General features: G+C 49.9%; 16 protein-coding genes. All 16 read left to right on the forward strand.

The window, feature by feature from the left end:
* Positions 1–32 precede the first annotated feature (32 nt).
* The 16 genes from BMW65_RS00995 (at position 33) to BMW65_RS01075 (ending at position 18257) form a co-directional block, all read left to right on the forward strand.
* A complete protein-coding gene (locus tag BMW65_RS00995) occupies positions 33–641 on the forward strand; it encodes a hypothetical protein (RefSeq protein ID WP_090602067.1) in 609 nt (202 codons plus the stop codon).
* 329 nt (positions 642–970) lie between these two features.
* The gene (locus BMW65_RS01005; RefSeq protein ID WP_218145316.1) at positions 971–2092 is read left to right on the forward strand and encodes a redoxin family protein; all 1122 of its coding nucleotides are present in this window, start codon (positions 971–973) and stop codon (positions 2090–2092) included.
* A 152-nt stretch (positions 2093–2244) separates the two neighbouring features.
* Positions 2245–3264, forward strand: a complete 1020-nt coding sequence (locus BMW65_RS01010; RefSeq protein WP_090602927.1) for an aldo/keto reductase — start codon at positions 2245–2247, stop codon at positions 3262–3264.
* 180 nt (positions 3265–3444) lie between these two features.
* Entirely contained in the window at positions 3445–4947 is a 1503-nt protein-coding gene (gene atpD, locus BMW65_RS01015; protein WP_090602070.1) for a F0F1 ATP synthase subunit beta, read from the forward strand.
* Positions 4947–5195 (forward strand): ATP synthase F1 subunit epsilon, encoded by a 249-nt coding sequence (gene atpC / locus BMW65_RS01020; protein ID WP_090602071.1) that lies wholly within the window; start codon positions 4947–4949, stop codon positions 5193–5195. The genes atpD and atpC overlap by 1 nt, the downstream gene beginning before the upstream one ends.
* 402 nt (positions 5196–5597) lie before the next feature.
* On the forward strand, positions 5598–6488 hold the full coding sequence (ilvE, locus tag BMW65_RS01025; protein ID WP_090602073.1) for a branched-chain-amino-acid transaminase: 891 nt from the start codon (positions 5598–5600) through the stop codon (positions 6486–6488).
* A gap of 2 nt (positions 6489–6490) precedes the next feature.
* The gene (gene ilvD / locus BMW65_RS01030; RefSeq protein WP_090602075.1) at positions 6491–8188 is read left to right on the forward strand and encodes a dihydroxy-acid dehydratase; all 1698 of its coding nucleotides are present in this window, start codon (positions 6491–6493) and stop codon (positions 8186–8188) included.
* Between the two features lie 81 nt (positions 8189–8269).
* Positions 8270–10018: a biosynthetic-type acetolactate synthase large subunit gene (ilvB, locus tag BMW65_RS01035; RefSeq protein WP_090602076.1), complete on the forward strand. Its 1749-nt coding sequence runs from the start codon at positions 8270–8272 to the stop codon at positions 10016–10018.
* Between the two features lie 6 nt (positions 10019–10024).
* A complete protein-coding gene (locus BMW65_RS01040) occupies positions 10025–10810 on the forward strand; it encodes a class I SAM-dependent methyltransferase (protein WP_090602078.1) in 786 nt (261 codons plus the stop codon).
* A 19-nt stretch (positions 10811–10829) separates the two neighbouring features.
* The gene (ilvN, locus tag BMW65_RS01045) at positions 10830–11420 is read left to right on the forward strand and encodes an acetolactate synthase small subunit (RefSeq protein ID WP_090602079.1); all 591 of its coding nucleotides are present in this window, start codon (positions 10830–10832) and stop codon (positions 11418–11420) included.
* 6 nt (positions 11421–11426) lie between these two features.
* Positions 11427–11903 (forward strand): DinB family protein, encoded by a 477-nt coding sequence (locus BMW65_RS01050; RefSeq protein WP_090602081.1) that lies wholly within the window; start codon positions 11427–11429, stop codon positions 11901–11903.
* A gap of 88 nt (positions 11904–11991) precedes the next feature.
* Positions 11992–13050 (forward strand): ketol-acid reductoisomerase, encoded by a 1059-nt coding sequence (ilvC, locus tag BMW65_RS01055; protein ID WP_090602082.1) that lies wholly within the window; start codon positions 11992–11994, stop codon positions 13048–13050.
* A 69-nt stretch (positions 13051–13119) separates the two neighbouring features.
* The gene (locus tag BMW65_RS01060) at positions 13120–14628 is read left to right on the forward strand and encodes a 2-isopropylmalate synthase (protein ID WP_090602084.1); all 1509 of its coding nucleotides are present in this window, start codon (positions 13120–13122) and stop codon (positions 14626–14628) included.
* Positions 14629–14669: 41 nt separating this feature from the next.
* Positions 14670–16067, forward strand: a complete 1398-nt coding sequence (leuC, locus tag BMW65_RS01065) for a 3-isopropylmalate dehydratase large subunit (protein ID WP_090602085.1) — start codon at positions 14670–14672, stop codon at positions 16065–16067.
* Between the two features lie 4 nt (positions 16068–16071).
* Positions 16072–16668, forward strand: coding sequence for a 3-isopropylmalate dehydratase small subunit (gene leuD / locus BMW65_RS01070; protein ID WP_090602086.1), 597 nt, complete (start codon positions 16072–16074; stop codon positions 16666–16668).
* A 2-nt stretch (positions 16669–16670) separates the two neighbouring features.
* Complete coding sequence (locus BMW65_RS01075; protein ID WP_090602088.1) at positions 16671–18257, forward strand: alpha-isopropylmalate synthase regulatory domain-containing protein; 1587 nt, start codon at positions 16671–16673, stop codon at positions 18255–18257.
* Positions 18258–18275 lie beyond the last annotated feature (18 nt).

Consider the following 18275-nt stretch of genomic DNA (forward strand, 5'->3'; position numbering starts at 1 on the left):
TTAAAAATAGAATTTACCAACAGCTAACGAACATGAAAAACATTGCATTGCTGACCATGCTGGTTGCTTTAATTTCAGTAGGAGATGTGTTTAGCCAGGCGCCAGCACGAAGAGAACCACCGAAGGGCTCGCTTTCAAGTGGAACCATTGATAGCCAGTTTGTTTACCTCTACGCAATTTCAAAGACGCAGGATGGATTTGAGCATGTGCGCCAAGCGAACTTGGATCGGATACGGCAAAATGTTGCTGACACCATCAAGACGCTGACCCAAGCCATTGCCGATTTGAAAGCCAAAGACGACAGTCAGGAAGCCCAGGTAAGTGCGATAGCTGATTCACTTACACAGGTCAAGGATGAACTGCGCAGTGCCCAGCAGCAAAAAGACAGTTTTTCCGTTGTGGGCATATCACTTCAGAAAAACACCTACAGTTTAATCATGTGGGGCATTGTTCTCATCTTAGCCATTGCCTTGATCCTTTATATTTATCGGTATAACCAAAGCCACGTGGTGACACAGGATATCCAAAAAGCTATCGAAGAGCTTCAAACAGAATTTGACCAACACCGTAAAAAGGCAATGGAAAAAGAGCAGAAACTCAAACGGCAATTGCAGGACGAGATCAACAAACGATTGGGCTAAGCCAGCCACCATTTAACCATGCAAATCCTTCACATTTGCTTCTTATCAACGCTCCTTGTTATGGTGACTTTATAGGGATATACTAGGGAAATAGTAGGGACTTTATAGGGAAAAATCCCTATAATCTTCCTATTACTTATGTAGTAGCTACTGGAAACTATCAGGGCATATGAGCAATTGGTAGCACATTGGTCTTTCTTTGGTCGTTGTAAGCGTAAAGCGTGAACGATTTTGAGTGCAGCTAAGTGGCCGATGATTTGCTTTTTATATGCCACTTTTGTAACTTGCATACAATTAACAGTGTATCCATTATTTATAAACCGTATGTGATGATGAAGCTGCTCCAAAAAACTATTTTGCTATTGGTGTTATTAAGTATGCTGATTGTTCAGGTCCGTGCGGAAGACCCCAAGCCGCTACCTATCGGTGCCAAAGCACCCGACTTCAGCCTGAAGGGCGTGGACGATAAAACCTATACGTTAGCCAGTTTTAAGGACGCCAAGTTGTTGGTCATCATTTTTACGTGCAATCATTGTCCTACAGCCCAGGCTTATGAAGATCGCATCATCGAATTTACAGCCGCCTACAAATCCAAGGGCGTGCAGGTCGTTGCCATCAGCCCCAATTCGGACGCTGCCATCCGGTTAGACGAATTGGGCTACACCGATCTGAGTGACAGTTTCGATGAGATGAAAATGCGTCATCAGGAAAAGGGCTATAATTTTCCGTACCTCTATGACGGCGAAACCCAGCAGGTATCGACGCAGTACGGCCCCGCTACCACTCCCCACGCGTTTGTTTTCGATCAGGAACGTACCCTGCGGTATGTGGGGCGTATCGACGACGACGAACACATCGGCAGGGCCAAGACATTTGATCTAAAAAATGCGGTGGACGAACTGCTTGCCGAAAAACCGGTCACTACGGCTACCACAAGGACATTTGGATGCTCGGTAAAATGGAAATCCAAAACGGATTGGAAAACCCGCGAAGTAGCGGACTGGAAAAAAGAGCCAGTGACACTGGAAACGGCTACGTTGGATACGCTGAAAGCCGTACTCAGCAATAATTCTGGAAAATACCGCTTGATTAATTTTTGGGCCACCTGGTGCGGACCCTGTGTTGCCGAATTTTCGGCTCTTGTGGAAACGGACAAAATGTACCGCCAACGTGATTTTGATTTTATCACGGTTTCATTGGATGCCAAGCAATCCACCGATAAGGTGCGTGCATTCTTGCAGCAAAAATACGCCAGTAATCGGAACCTCCTTTTTGGCGACGAAAACAAATATGATCTTATCGAAGCCGTAGATGCCGAATGGCAAGGCGCCCTGCCTTATACGATACTTGTTTCACCTGCGGGTGAAATCGTATACCGGCAGATGGGTATTATTGAACCCTTGGCGCTCCGGAAAGCCATCGTGGAACGCATCGGGCGGTACTATCCCTAACCAAAATTTTACGTCCGCTTAACGTTATTTGCGGATACGACGTGTATATTTGTATGCAACAGCCGACGTCGTTGCCCAACGACAACCTGCTAAACCAATCGGAATGGCGGAAGCCCAGCGTTTATTATCATCAACGTAAAAACATTAAAAACATGAAGTACAACTTATTAGGAAACACGGGTTTGAAAGTATCTGAACTTTGCCTTGGCACAATGACCTTCGGAGGAAAGGGCGTGTGGACCGCCATTGGCACACTGCCTCAGGAGGAGGTAGACCTGTTGGTTAAAAAATCCGTCGATGCAGGCATTAATTTCATCGATACGGCTAATGTATACAGCGAAGGGCTGAGCGAACAATTGACCGGCAAGGCCATCCGCAACCTCGGCCTTCACCGGGATGATCTCGTCATCGCAACCAAGGTAAGGGGAAAGATGGGAGATGGCCCCAATCAGATAGGCCTGTCCCGCAAACATATTTTACAGCAAGCCGACGAAAGCCTCAAGCGGTTGGATATTGATTACATTGATTTGTATCAAATCCATGGTTATGACGCATTGACACCATTAGAAGAGACGCTAGCTGCCCTGGATAGCTTGGTGAGCTCCGGCAAGGTACGCTATATCGGCTGCAGCAACCTGGCAGCCTGGCATATCATGAAAGCTTTGGGTATATCGGCTAAAGAGCACCTCGCCAAATTTGTATCCCTGCAGGCTTATTATACGATTGCCGGAAGGGATATCGAACGTGAAATCGTCCCTTTATTAGCCGACCAACACCTTGGGTTGATGGTATGGAGTCCGTTGGCCGGAGGGCTGCTTAGCGGGAAGTATGGTCGGCATACCGGCCCTGACGACGGCAGACGAACCAGCTTTGACTTCCCACCCGTTGATAAGGACAAAGCCTTTGATGTCATAGAAACCATGCGCGAAATTGCGGCAAGTAAGGGTGCCAGTATTCCCCAGATAGCCCTCGCCTGGCTGCTCCACCAGCCCGTAGTTACCTCGGTAATCATTGGTGCCAAAAAACCCGATCAGTTGGAAGATAACCTGAACGCTGTAGACGTGGTACTCACTCCGGAAGAGTTAAACCAGCTTGGCGAAGTAAGCAAGCTTGCCCCGGAATATCCGGGCTGGATGCTAGCGCGGCAAGGAGCGGATCGCCAAGCGGACTGACAATACACATTTCCCCCGTTATAGCGTCCGGCATCCCTTAGCCGGACGCTTTGTTTTATGTAACATTTCTTTACATTTAAATTTGCTTTTAATTCTTTAAAGCGTATTTTTGCAGTCCAAAATTAAGGCCCGTATTTTGCCTTTATTACATTGGTTTATAAAATTTTAGTTCCTGATAATATGTCCAATATTGGAAAAATAGCCCAAATTATCGGCCCCGTGGTCGATGTGAGTTTCGCTGAAAACGCCAGACTTCCGAAGATTTACGATGCGTTGGAAATCGAGAAAGAAAACGGTCAACGCATTGTGTTGGAAGTTCAGCAACACCTGGGTGAAGAGCGCGTGCGCACCATCGCCATGGATGGCACGGAGGGCTTGACCCGCGGTATGAAAGTGGTTGATACCGGTGCGCCCATCAAAATGCCCGTAGGCGAGGGTATCAAAGGACGTGTATTTAATGTGGTGGGCAATGCTATTGACGGCATTCAAGAACTCGATAAATCCGCAGGACGCAGTATCCACAATACCCCGCCGAAATTTGAGGATCTTTCCACGGAAACCGAAGTACTTTTTACGGGCATCAAAGTGATCGACCTGTTGGAACCTTATGCCAAAGGTGGTAAAATCGGTTTGTTCGGTGGCGCGGGTGTGGGTAAAACGGTGTTGATTCAGGAACTCATCAATAATATTGCAAAAGCGTATTCCGGACTTTCCGTATTCGCAGGCGTGGGTGAACGTACCCGTGAGGGCAATGACCTGCTTCGCGAGATGCTGGAATCCGGAATCATCAAATATGGCGAGGAATTTATGGAGGGCATGGAAAAAGGCGAATGGCCGTTAGAAAAGGTAAACGCCGAAGAATTGAAAGATTCGAAAGCTACCTTCGTATTCGGACAGATGAATGAGCCTCCCGGAGCGCGTGCCCGTGTGGCCCTTTCCGGACTGACCATTGCTGAATATTTCCGTGATGGCGATGGCGAGGGTGCTGGCCGTGATATCCTGTTCTTCATCGACAACATTTTCCGCTTTACCCAGGCGGGCTCGGAAGTATCAGCCCTATTGGGACGGATGCCATCCGCAGTAGGTTACCAGCCTACGCTGGCTACCGAAATGGGCCTTATGCAGGAGCGTATCACATCCACGAAGCGCGGTTCCATCACTTCCGTACAGGCAGTGTATGTACCAGCAGATGACTTGACAGACCCTGCTCCGGCAACTACATTTGCCCACTTGGATGCTACTACATCCCTATCCCGGAAAATAGCTGAATTAGGGATATATCCAGCTGTTGACCCACTTGATTCTACTTCAAGGATTATGACTGCGGCTATACTTGGGAATGACCATTACGATTGTGCCCAAAGAGTCAAAATGTTATTGCAGAAATACAAAGAGCTTCAAGATATCATTGCTATTTTGGGGATGGACGAGCTATCAGAAGAGGACAAACTAACCGTACATCGCGCACGCCGTGTACAGCGCTTCTTGTCGCAGCCTTTCCATGTGGCGGAGCAATTTACCGGCCTCAAAGGTGTATTGGTAGATATCAAGGACACCATCAAAGGATTCAACATGATTATTGATGGCGAGGTGGATGAATATCCCGAAGCAGCCTTCAACTTGGTAGGCACCATTGAAGACGCTATCGAAAAAGGCAAGAAACTGTTGGCGGAGGCTGTCTAATGAAGCTTACAATCATTACCCCGGATAAGCCCATTTTCGAAGGTGAAGTCACATCCGTGACGGTACCCGGCACAGCAGGTTCCTTTGAAGTGTTAGAGAACCATGCCCCAATCGTATCCACGTTGGAAGACGGAAAAGTCATTATCCGAACCGGCAAAAGCGAAGAGATTATTAACATCATTGGTGGTGTTGTGGAAGTCATTCGCAACAAGGTCACCGTGCTCGCCGAGGGAATAACAACGTCATAAAAAAAATAAAAAAACAACGAACAGAGCCTCCCGGTAAGCATCATCGGGGGGCTTTTTTTTGACAACTTTTTGACAACTTTTCAGCCCGTTGGATCCGTTTTACGCAGAATTTGCCCAAGCTTTGTACCTTCACACTAAAATGAACCGAATACCAAAATTGATTTTAGTATATTAATAAAACAATATAATTCTAAAATCACATATATAAATGAAATAAAAATTTGAAAATACAATAAATACAGAATTTTATTATTTTTTTAAAAAACACGGAGTAGCTATTGCCTGTTAAAAAGAAAGATCCTACCTTGATAAAGTCAAAAAAAGACAAGAACCTATAGTGGGTTTGAGAAAGAAATCCGACGGTAAAAAAGGCACAAATAGGCAACGCTCAAGCAAAGGGATATGCGATATTTCGGCAACGATACATGGGTCTATCTGGACGGCGAATTCGTGAAAGCCGACAGCACGAAAGTGGACTTTTTCAGCCAATCGCTACATTATGGGTATTCAGCCATTGAGGGCATACGGGCGTATAACACGCACAACGGCACCCGTCTCTTTAAAGCGGAGCCGCACTATGATCGGCTCCGCCGATCATGTGAGCTCGTAGGGATTGCATTCCCCTGGAAAACCGACGATCTCGTAGCGAAAACCTACCAACTGCTGGACAAGAATAACCTGAGAAGTGCGTACGTAAGGCCATTGGTCACCACAGGCCACAACATGTATCTGACACCGGCCACGGAATCAAGTATCATTATTGCTGCCTGGGAGTGGGGGCCTTTTCTTGGTACGGATCTTATCCGGGTATCCTTGTCTCCACATCAACGGCCAAATCCCAACTCCATCCCCCCCGATGCCAAAATCGCAGGTCAATATGTGGCTTCCATTGTCGCGACTACCGAAGCTACCAAACGGGGATTTGATGAGGCCATCCTGCTGGATAGCAACGGCTACGTGGCACAGGCGTCAAGCAACAACCTATTCATCGAAAAGGACGCAACGTTGTATACGCCTTCCGTAGGGCATATTTTTCCGGGCATTACCCGGCAGACCGTGTTGGAACTCGGCAAGGCCCTTAATATCGACATCGTAGAGAAACCACTTTCGCCAGAAGATTTATTGGCTGCCGACAGCGCCTTCCTTACCGGTACTGCCACGGGCATTGTGGGTATCGCAGCGGTAGACGGCACGGTCTTCCCCGAGAATTGGGTGGATACACTCGGTGCCACCATACAACGGGCCTATAAAAACCTGACATTGGAAAAAGAAAATTATCAAGTGATTATATAACGATGCTAACCGAACAAACAACAACGCTGAACAAATACAGCAAGGTACTTACGCAAGACAAAACCCAGCCTGCTGCCCAGGCAATGCTTTATGGCATAGGGTTAACCGATGACGATATGCAAAAAGCCCAGGTGGGCATTGCCAGTATGGGCTACGATGGCAACACCTGCAACATGCACCTCAATGACCTCGCCAAAGTGGTCAAGGAAGGCGTATGGGCCAATAACCTGGTGGGTCTCGTCTTCAATACCATCGGCGTGAGCGACGGGATGAGCAACGGTACCGACGGCATGCGCTATTCGCTGGTAAGCCGTGATATCATTGCGGACAGCATTGAAGCCATCTGCGGCGGCCAATATTACGACGGGATCATCGCCATCCCCGGTTGTGATAAAAACATGCCGGGCTCCATCATGGCGATGGGTCGCCTCAATCGGCCTGCCATTATGGTATACGGCGGCACTATTGCACCCGGCCACTATAAGGGCCAGGACCTCAACATCATCTCTTCATTCGAAGCACTTGGACAAAAGATAGCTGGAAACCTATCGGAAGAAGACTTTATTGGCATCGTCAAAAACAGTTGCCCCGGTGCCGGTGCTTGCGGTGGCATGTATACGGCAAACACGATGGCTGCCGCTATCGAAGCATTGGGCATGAGTCTCCCCTACTCGTCTTCCAACCCCGCGGTGAGTGAGGAAAAACGCAAAGAATGCCTCGAAGCCGGAAAGTATATCCACATCCTGCTCGAACGGGACATCAAGCCTTCAGACATTATGACACGGGAAGCCTTTGAAAATGCCCTGCGTGTCATCATTGTGCTCGGTGGAAGCACCAACGCGGTGCTGCATTTCATTGCCATTGGTAAAAGCGTGGGCATCAACATTACACAGGACGACTTCCAACGGATGAGTGACACCACGCCCGTGCTGGCAGACTTCAAGCCCAGCGGCAAATACCTCATGCAGGATCTGCACCAATACGGTGGCGTGCCTGCCGTGATGAAATACCTCCTCAATGAGGGTTTGCTCCATGGCGATTGCCTGACGGTGACCGGGCAGACCTTGGCAGAAAACCTGTCGGGTGTAACCCCGATTAATGAAATCGACCAACCCATTGTGCAAACACTGGACAACCCCATCAAGCCAACAGGCCACCTACAGATCCTTTATGGCAATTTGGCCGAAAAGGGCAGCGTGGCCAAAATATCGGGCAAAGAGGGCGAACGTTTCGTAGGCCCCGCCCGTGTATTCGACGGGGAAAAAGATCTGATTGCCGGCCTTGCTTCCGGCCGTGTAAAGCGCGGCGATGTGGTGGTCATTAAAAATGAAGGGCCCAAAGGTGCACCCGGCATGCCGGAAATGCTGAAGCCTACTTCGGCCATCATCGGCGCAGGATTGGGAAAAAGTGTGGCGCTCATCACCGACGGCCGCTTCAGCGGCGGAACACACGGGTTTGTGGTGGGGCACATTACGCCAGAAGCCTATGAAGGTGGGCTTATTGGCTTGGTAGCGGATGATGATGTGATCATCATCGATGCGGTAAACAACGCCATCACCCTTCAGGTGTCCGATGAGATCATCGCCGAACGCCGGGCAAAATGGCAAAAACCAACGCTGAAAGTAACCAAAGGGGTGCTCTACAAATATGCAAAGACAGTAGCTGACGCCGCCGCTGGCTGCGTGACGGACGAGTGTTAGGAAAAGTCGAAGGTCGCAATACGCAGTACGCCATACACTATACGCAGTACCAATAAGCAGGAAACAAAAATACAGAAAACGATGAATACGCTGGAAATCACAACAAACATCGCATCATCTCAACAGGAAGAAAAGGCAACAACACAATTAAGCGGTTCGCAAGCGGTGCTTGAGGCGTTGTTGGCAGAAGGTGTGGATACCATATTCGGTTATCCGGGTGGAGCTATCATGCCGATATATGACGCGCTGTACGACTACAATGACAGGCTCAAGCACATCCTTGTGCGCCATGAGCAAGGCGGCGTCCATGCCGCTCAGGGTTATGCGCGTACGTCAGGCCGCGTGGGTGTGGTATTCGCAACCAGTGGTCCCGGTGCCACCAACCTGGTGACCGGATTAGCGGATGCGCAGATTGATAGCAATCCCATCGTCTGCATAACGGGCCAAGTGTTTGCCCATCTATTGGGCACCGATGCTTTCCAGGAAACGGATGTCATCAACATCACCACACCCGTGACCAAATGGAATTACCAGGTGACGGACGCCTGTGAAATCCCTACAGCACTGGCCAAGGCCTTCCATATTGCCCGAACGGGCAGGCCGGGGCCGGTATTGATAGATATTACGAAAAATGCACAGCTCCAACTGTTTGCATACGAAGGGTATAATGTGTGTAACCATATCCGCAGCTACCGGCCGAAACCCATCGTACGGAAAGAATATGTCGAACAGGCGGCGGCACTCATCAACGAAGCACAGAAACCATTTGTGCTTTTTGGACAGGGTGTCATCCTGGGCAAGGCGGAAGCCGATTTGAAGGCTTTTATTGAAAAAGCGGGAATCCCCGCCGCCGCCACAGTGATGGGCCTCAGCGCGTTGGAAACCGACCACCCATTGCATGTAGGCATGCTGGGCATGCACGGCAATTATGCGCCAAACGTGCTGACCAACGAATGTGACGTCCTTATCGCTATTGGGATGCGTTTCGACGACCGCGTGACAGGCCGATTGGATAAATACGCCAAACAGGCCAAGGTCATCCACCTTGACATCGACCCCGCCGAGATCGATAAAAATGTAAAAGCTACGGTGCCGGTATGGGGTGATTGCAAAGAGACGCTCCCCTTGCTCACCAAGCTGGTAGCACACAGGGAGCATACCGAATGGCTAGCCCGCTTCCGCCAGCTGGAGCAGGAAGAAATCAATGAGGTCATCCATGAAGAACTGAACCCTACAACGGACGTCATGACCATGGGTGAAGTCATCAAAATACTGAATGAGCTTACCGGCGGCGACGCAGTGATCGTGACTGACGTGGGCCAACACCAGATGGTAGCCTGCCGCTATGCGAAGTTCAACCGATCAAAGAGCAATGTCACCTCCGGCGGGCTCGGTACCATGGGCTTTGGATTGCCTGCCGCTATAGGTGCTTGGCACGGTACCCCTGATAGGACGGTAGTGGCCATCATCGGCGATGGCGGCATCCAGATGACCATCCAGGAATTGGGTACCATCATGCAGTTCGGCGCCAAAGTGAAGATACTTATCCTCAACAACTCCTTTCTGGGAATGGTGCGCCAATGGCAACAACTCTTCCATGACAAACGGTACTCGTTTGTAAACATCACCAGCCCCGATTTCGTGACGGTGGCCAAGGGCTATAATATCCCCGGGCGTAGCGTCAAGGAGCGTAGCGATCTCCAACAAGCCTTGCAGGAGATGGTCGATCACGACGGTGCTTTTTTGCTTGAAGTGATGGTGGGCAAGGAAAACAATGTGTTCCCAATGGTACCACAAGGTAGCAGCGTGTCGGAAATACGATTAAAATAAGCGGACATGGGCGCTATAAGAACCGAAACGAGTAGCTTAACCATCCACTGGAATCCGGATCTGTACGATACAAGCCACGGCTTTGTATCCCAGTACGGTGAAGACCTCGTAGCCCTGTTGAAGCCTCAGCAGGGTGAACGCATCCTGGACTTGGGCTGCGGCAGTGGGCAGTTGACGCATGAAATCAGCCTATCCGGAGCCCGGGTGACTGGCATTGATAATTCGGAAAGCATGATCAAAAAGGCGCAAGCTACTTACCGCAATGTACAGTTTGTGCAGGCATCGGCTACCGAATACCTATCAGTGTTACCGTTTGATGCGGTTTTTTCAAATGCCGCACTTCACTGGATACTGGAGAAGGAAAAGGCTGTGGCCAAGATGGCCGCCAACCTGGCAACAGGCGGAAGGTTGGTGCTGGAGATGGGCGGAGCTGGCAATGTGGCCGGGATTACCACGGCCCTGAAACAGACCCTTTCAACATACGGCTACACCCACCAGGCCCATACCGTGCAATGGTACTTCCCTACCCTCGGGGCATATTGCTCCTTATTGGAAGAACATGGGTTCAGGGTAAATTTCGCCTCGCATTTTGACCGCGAAACGGAGCTGAAAGACAATGAAAATGGCATCAAGGACTGGTTGCGCATGTTTGCCGTTTCTTACCTGGACGGCGTCACTGATACCGATAGCATCCTGGAAGAGGTACAGCAACGCCTATACCCCACACACTTCCGCGATGGAAAATGGTATGCAGATTATAAACGGCTGCGCATATTGGCCACAAAAAATTAAACGATAGCAAATTAAAGTCATGGAAAAGCAGGAATATACCATCACACTTTATACGGAGAACAGCATCGGCATGATCGGCCGCATCTCCACCATCTTTTCACGACGCAAGATCAACATTGAGAGCCTCAATACATCTCCATCAGAAGCGGAAGGCATCCATCGCTTTACCATTGTGATCCATGAAACGGAAGATGTGGTACGCAAACTCTGCCGCCAGATTGAAAAGCAGGTGGAGGTACTAAAGGCATACTACAACACAAACGATGAGGTCATCTGGCAGGAACAGGCGCTGTATAAAGTGCCGACGGAAATCGTGACCCAAAAGGCTCCTGTAGAACGGCTCCTGCGGCAATATGGTGCAAGTGCCGTGGTCATACGCAATGATTATACGGTATTCGAAACCGCGGGGCACCGGGAGGAAATCGATGCGCTTACAGAAGCATTGGCGGAATACAACCTCATCGAGTTTGTACGCAGTGCCCGGATTGCCATCATCAAGGATAGTGAAGGCTTCCACAAAAAGCTTAAAGAGTTTGAGGAAGCCGAACCTGCTGCAGAAGTCGTGGAAAACAGGTACCTCGACAAACAGGATAAAGTATTTACGATGTAAGCCCAAATGGAACAACACATCATCTTTGACTATATCAAACAGACCAGGGCGGTGTTCGTCCAATTGCTGGAACAACTGAGTCTGGAGGAAATCAATAAAATACCCCAGGGATTCCGGAACAATATCGGATGGAATTTTGGCCACATCGTGGTGAGTACACCCGGGCTTTGCTATCGGCGCACACAAGTGATGCCTGCTTATGACATCCCTTTCGCCAGCGATTATGGAAAAGGCACCAAGCCCGAAAGGTGGATAGGCGCAGCAGAATTGGATACCCTGAAAGGGCAGCTTGTTTCATCCATCCAACAGATTGAAACGGACTACAACAACGGGGTATTTGCCCGCATCAGCCCTTATGCCACATCCACTTACGGCCTGGAAATAAACACGATTGAAGAAGTTTTTACCGCCACATTGGCGCATGACAATCTCCACTATGGATACGCCATGGCCATCAGACGGGCACTGGTCGGAAGTAGTTAAAAAAAATCGTACCTTAGCAATGCATTTCCAAACGTGCTTGCTATTATAAATCAACAGTTTAAATAAGTAAAAAAACAAAAAGCAGAAAATGGCAAAAATCAATTTTGGGGGAGTCGTGGAAAACGTGGTAACCCGTGAAGAATTTCCTTTGGAAAAAGCTCAGGAAGTACTGAAGAATGAAACCGTAGCGGTCATCGGATACGGTGTACAAGGCCCTGGACAAGCATTGAACCAGAAAGATAATGGCATTAATGTCATCATTGGCCAGCGGAAAGATTCAAAAACATGGGACAAAGCTGTTGCTGATGGCTGGGTACCTGGTGAAACGTTGTTTGAAATCGAAGAGGCCCTTGAAAAAGGAACCATTATTTGTTACCTGCTGAGCGACGCTGCACAGATTGCGTTGTGGCCAACAGTAAAGGAGCACCTCACCGCAGGCAAGGCCCTATATTTCTCACACGGATTTGGCATCACCTTCAACGAGCAAACGGACATCATCCCACCTGCCGACGTGGATGTGTTCCTTGTAGCACCCAAAGGATCGGGTACTTCGCTGCGCCGCATGTTTCTCGAAGGGCGTGGACTCAATTCCAGCTTTGCCATCTACCAAGATGCTACCGGTAAAGCACGTGACCGCGTCATTGCACTTGGCATTGCCGTAGGCAGCGGTTACTTGTTCGAGACCGATTTCAAGAAAGAGGTATATTCCGACCTCACCGGCGAACGCGGCACACTGATGGGTGCCATCCAAGGCATCTTTGCCGCACAATACCAGGTGCTCCGCGACAAAGGGCACTCCCCTTCCGAGGCGTTCAACGAAACCGTGGAAGAGCTCACGCAGTCGTTGATGCCGTTGGTAGCCGAAAACGGCATGGATTGGATGTACGCCAATTGTTCTACCACGGCACAGCGCGGTGCATTGGACTGGTGGAAGAAATTCCGCGATGCTACCGCTCCGGTCTTTAAAGAACTTTACGAAAGCGTTGCTTCCGGCAAGGAATCACAACGCTCCATCGATAGCAATAGCCAACCGGATTACCGGGTAAAACTGGAAGAGGAGCTGAAAGAGCTTCGGGAAAGTGAAATGTGGCAGGCAGGAGCCGCAGTGAGGAGCTTGCGTCCTGAAAACCAGCCTTCGGAAGTTTAATAGCGCTAAAATATCACCAATAGCGGCACTTTCATAAAAAGTGCCGCTTATAAAAAATAGTGGAAAACCATGTTACACGATCCAAACCGCATATATGTTTTTGACACCACTCTTCGCGACGGCGAACAGGTGCCCGGCTCGCAGCTGACTACCCCCGAGAAACTCATCATCGGCGAAGCGCTGGAGTCCCTGGGTGTGGACGTCATCGAGGCTGGCTTTCCGATATCCAGTCCGGGAGATTTCACCAGTGTGGTGGAACTTTCAAAATTGGTCCGCGAACCCGTTATCTGCGCACTTACACGTGCGAATAAAGGCGACATCGACTGTGCGGCGGAAGCATTGAAGCACGCCAAAAGACCCCGCATCCATACGGGTATCGGATCATCTGATACGCACATCAAATATAAATTCAACAGCACACGCGAAGCTATCCTCGAACGGGCTGTGGAAGCTGTGAAATATGCCAAGCGCTTTGTAGAAGACATCGAGTTTTACGCGGAAGACGCCGGTAGGGCTGACAATGAATACCTCGCCCGGATGATTGAAGCGGTGATTGCCGCCGGTGCAACAGTCGTCAATATCCCCGATACCAACGGCTATTGCCTGCCCGAGCAGTATGGTGCAAAAATCCGGTTCCTGAAGGAAAACGTAAAAAATATCGACAACGCCATCATCTCCGTGCATTGCCACAACGACCTCGGACTGGCGACGGCAAATAGCATCGCTGGCCTGCAAAACGGGGCAAGGCAAGTGGAATGCACCATCAATGGCATCGGCGAACGGGCTGGCAATACGTCGTTGGAAGAGGTGGTCATGATCCTGAAAACCCATCCATCCATTGGCTTACACACCCACATCAATACCAAACAGCTCTACCCGCTGAGTGGCATGGTGAGTCGCATGATGCGCATGCCCGTACAGCCCAACAAAGCGATTGTGGGACGCAATGCCTTTGCACACAGCTCGGGCATCCACCAAGATGGGGTGCTTAAACACCGGGAGAACTATGAAATCATGAATCCCGAAGATGTCGGAATCGACCAATCGGAAATCATATTGACTGCCCGCAGTGGCAGGCATGCCTTGAAGCACCACTTAGAACGCCTGGGCTATACCATTGATCGCATTGACCTGGATCAGGTATACCAACGCTTTTTGGAGTTGGCCGACGCGAAAAAAGAACTGAAGGACGATGATCTACTGCAACTGATGGGAGCCAAAACGGAAGAGAACTTCAAAAATGGGTTAGCCATCAATACCTTACAGGTCACCACAGGCGACCAAGAGGCTCCGGAAGCAACCATCACGCTAAGTTATAATGGCGTGGAACATGCCGCTACTGCCATTGGCAACGGCCCCGTAAGCGCTACGATTAAAGCCATCGAAGAGATTATCGGCAAACATATAGAAATCAAAGAATTTAATATCCATTCCATCCATGGGGGTAGCGACGACGTCAGCAAAGTAGATATGCGCGTCGTATATGACGATAAATCCTATATGGGCTACGGTTTTAGCACGGATATCGTACGGGCATCGGCAAATGCTTATTTGGATGCATTGAATAAGTTTATTTAGCCGTAGCATAAAACGCATAACACGAAACAACAACTATAAAAATGAGTAAGACATTATTTGACAAGGTATGGGATACGCACGTCGTGCGTAAGATAGAAGGGGGGCCTGATGTGTTATTTATTGATCGGCATTTAATCCACGAGGTAACCAGCCCGGTGGCGTTTTTGGGACTTAGGCAGCGCGATATCCGCGTATTGTACCCCGAGCGGACGTTCGCCACGGCGGACCACAATACGCCGACGATCAATCAGCATTTGCCCGTGCAAGATCCATTATCTGCCAACCAACTGAAAGCATTGGAAGAAAACACCAAGGAATACGGTATCCGGCATTGGGGCCTGGGGCATTACAAGAACGGCATTGTACACGTGATTGGCCCGGAAAATGGTATTACCCAACCAGGAGCAACCATTGTCTGCGGCGATTCCCATACGTCTACACACGGTGCATTCGGTGCCATTGCCTTTGGCATCGGCACATCCGAGGTGGAGATGGTGCTTTCCTCCCAGTGCATCATGCAGCCAAAGCCCAAAAAAATGCGCATCACGATCAATGGCGCATTGGGCAAGGGGGTGTTGCCCAAGGACGTTGCCTTGTTTATCATTTCCAAGCTTACCACGTCGGGGGCTACCGGTTACTTCGTGGAGTATGCAGGTAGCGTATTCGCACAGATGAGCATGGAAGGCCGGATGACCGTTTGCAACTTGAGCATCGAGATGGGTGCCCGTGGCGGAATGATCGCTCCCGATCAGGTGACGTTTGACTATATTAAAGACCGTGAATTCAGCCCCAAAGGCGCTGACTGGGACAAAGCGATGGCTTATTGGGAAACACTGAAAACCGATGAGGGTGCCGTCTTTGACAAAGAATTTGTATTCGAGGGCGCGGAAATCGAGCCGATGATTACCTACGGCACCAACCCCGGTATGGGGATTGGCATCACCAAGGAAATACCCGATGCCAAACAGGCGGAAGAAGCAGAGGCTACCTTTGCGAAATCCCTCGGGTATATGGGTTTCCACGAGGGCGAACCCATGGAAGGTAAAAAGGTAGATTATGTCTTCGTGGGCAGTTGCACCAATGGCCGCATCGAAGATTTTCGCGCCTTCGCTTCCTTGGTAAAAGGGAAACGCAAGGCCGACGATGTAACCGTATGGTTGGTGCCTGGCTCGCATGTGGTGGAAGAGCAGATTAAAAGGGAAGGCATCCTTGATGTCCTTACCGAAGCGGGTTTCTCGCTACGCCAGCCGGGATGTTCGGCCTGCCTCGCGATGAACGAAGATAAAATCCCCGCAGGCAAATATGCGGTAAGTACCTCCAACCGGAATTTCGAAGGGCGCCAAGGCCCCGGAGCGCGTACCTTGCTCGCCAGTCCATTAGTCGCGGCGGCCGCGGCCGTCACCGGAAAAGTAACCGATCCGAGAACCCTTTTACAATAATACCATGGCATACGACAGTTTTAATATCTTGAAAAGCACGGCGGTGCCGCTTCCCATTGAGAACGTAGACACGGACCAGATCATTCCTGCCCGGTTTTTGAAAGCTACCGAGCGGGTGGGCTTTGGCGACAACCTCTTCCGCGATTGGCGGTACAACCCGGACAATACCCCTAAAGCGGATTTCGTGCTGAACAACCCGACTTACAAAGGCAAAATCCTGGTAGGCGGCAAAAATTTCGGTTCGGGCTCATCCCGTGAACACGCCGCATGGGCTATCTATGACTATGGGTTCAGGTGCGTGGTATCCAGCTTTTTCGCTGATATTTTTCGAAATAACTGCCTGAACATCGGCGTATTGCCTGTGCAGGTAAGCGCTGGGTTCCTGGAGCGGGTTTTCGCGGAAATCTATGCCAACCCGGATACCGATCTGGAGGTAAACCTGCCCGAGCAGACCATCACGTTGCTGGCCACCGGCGAGCAGGAGTCGTTCGACATCAACAGCTACAAAAAAAGTAACATGATGAACGGCTTTGATGACATTGACTATTTACTCAACATCAAATCGGATATCCAGGAATTTGCAAAGACCCTTCCCTTGTAGCCATGGAAAGCAGGAAATTAGAAATCATGGACACGACACTGCGCGATGGCGAACAAACCTCGGGTGTGTCGTTCTCGGTTTCGGAGAAATTAACCATTGCGCAACTGTTGCTGGAGGAGCTTCGGGTAGACCGGGTGGAGGTTGCCTCTGCACGGGTTTCCCAAGGGGAATTTGAAGCGGTAAAAACCATCGCGGACTGGGCTTCCCATAACGGGCATTTGAATCATATCGAGGTGCTGTCTTTCGTCGATAACGGCATTTCCATCGCCTGGATGCAACGGGCGGGTATCAAGGTGCAAAACTTGCTGACCAAAGGCTCGCTAAACCACCTCACCCACCAACTGCGGAAAACACCAGAGCAGCATTTTGATGAAATTGCAAGTGCCATAGCGCAGGCGGCGCAACAGGGAATCGCTACGAATGTATATTTGGAAGATTGGAGCAACGGCATGCGCCATTCACCTGAATATGTGTTGCAATACCTCGATTTTTTGGGATTGCAACCTGTCAACCGGATCATGCTGCCAGACACCCTCGGCGTGCTTACCCCCGGTGAAACATTTCAATATATTACCACGCTGCGGACGCGCTACCCACAGATCCATTTCGATTTCCATGCCCACAACGACTATGACCTGGGCACGGCGAATGTGCTTGAAGCGGTAAGGGCTGGCATAAATGGCTTGCATCTGACGGTAAACGGCATGGGCGAGCGCGCGGGTAATGCGCCATTGGCCAGTGCCGTAGCTGCCATCAATGATTTTCTGACCGACGCTGAAATCGGTATCAACGAATCTGCCATCTATACCGTGAGCAAACTGGTGGAAAATTTTTCTGGCGTGCGGATACCGGCAAATAAACCCATCGTAGGGGATAATGTGTTTACCCAGACGGCGGGCATACATGCCGATGGCGACAATAAAAACAATCTCTATTTCAACGATCTGCTCCCCGAACGATTCGGCCGGAAACGGAAATATGCATTGGGCAAAACTTCGGGCAAAGCAAACATTGAAAAAAACCTGCAGGAACTTGGCCTCAAGCTAAACGAAGAAGATCTGAAAAAGGTAACGCAACGGGTCATTGAACTCGGTGACAAGAAAGAAACCGTAACCACCGAAGATTTGCCTTACATCATTTCGGACGTGCTCGCTACTAAGGCCCACGAGGAGCGAATCTTGGTGGAATCGTATGTACTCACCCATGCCAAGGGCCTGCGCCCATCGGCTACCATCGCCGTGCGGATCAACGGCGAGCTGTTTGAAGAGCATGCGCAGGGTGATGGCCAATTCGATGCCTTCATGAATGCCCTGAGCATGGCTTATGCCAAAAACAATATCCATCTGCCCGGTTTAATCGATTATAACGTGCGCATCGCCCCGGGGAGCAGCTCAGATGCGCTCTGCGAAACCACCATTACCTGGGAGACGGACGACCGCACGTTTTCGACCCGCGGATTGGATTCCGACCAGACGGTGTCTGCTATCAAAGCTACCCAAAAAATGCTGAATATTATCTTGCATGCGGAACAGGCGATGGGATTTGAGGCGTTGGACATTAGACAACAGACAACAGACATTAGACATTAGACAACAGACATTAGCTAA

It is taken from the genome of Parapedobacter koreensis, from assembly GCF_900109365.1.
Taxonomy (GTDB): Bacteria; Bacteroidota; Bacteroidia; order Sphingobacteriales; family Sphingobacteriaceae; genus Parapedobacter; species Parapedobacter koreensis.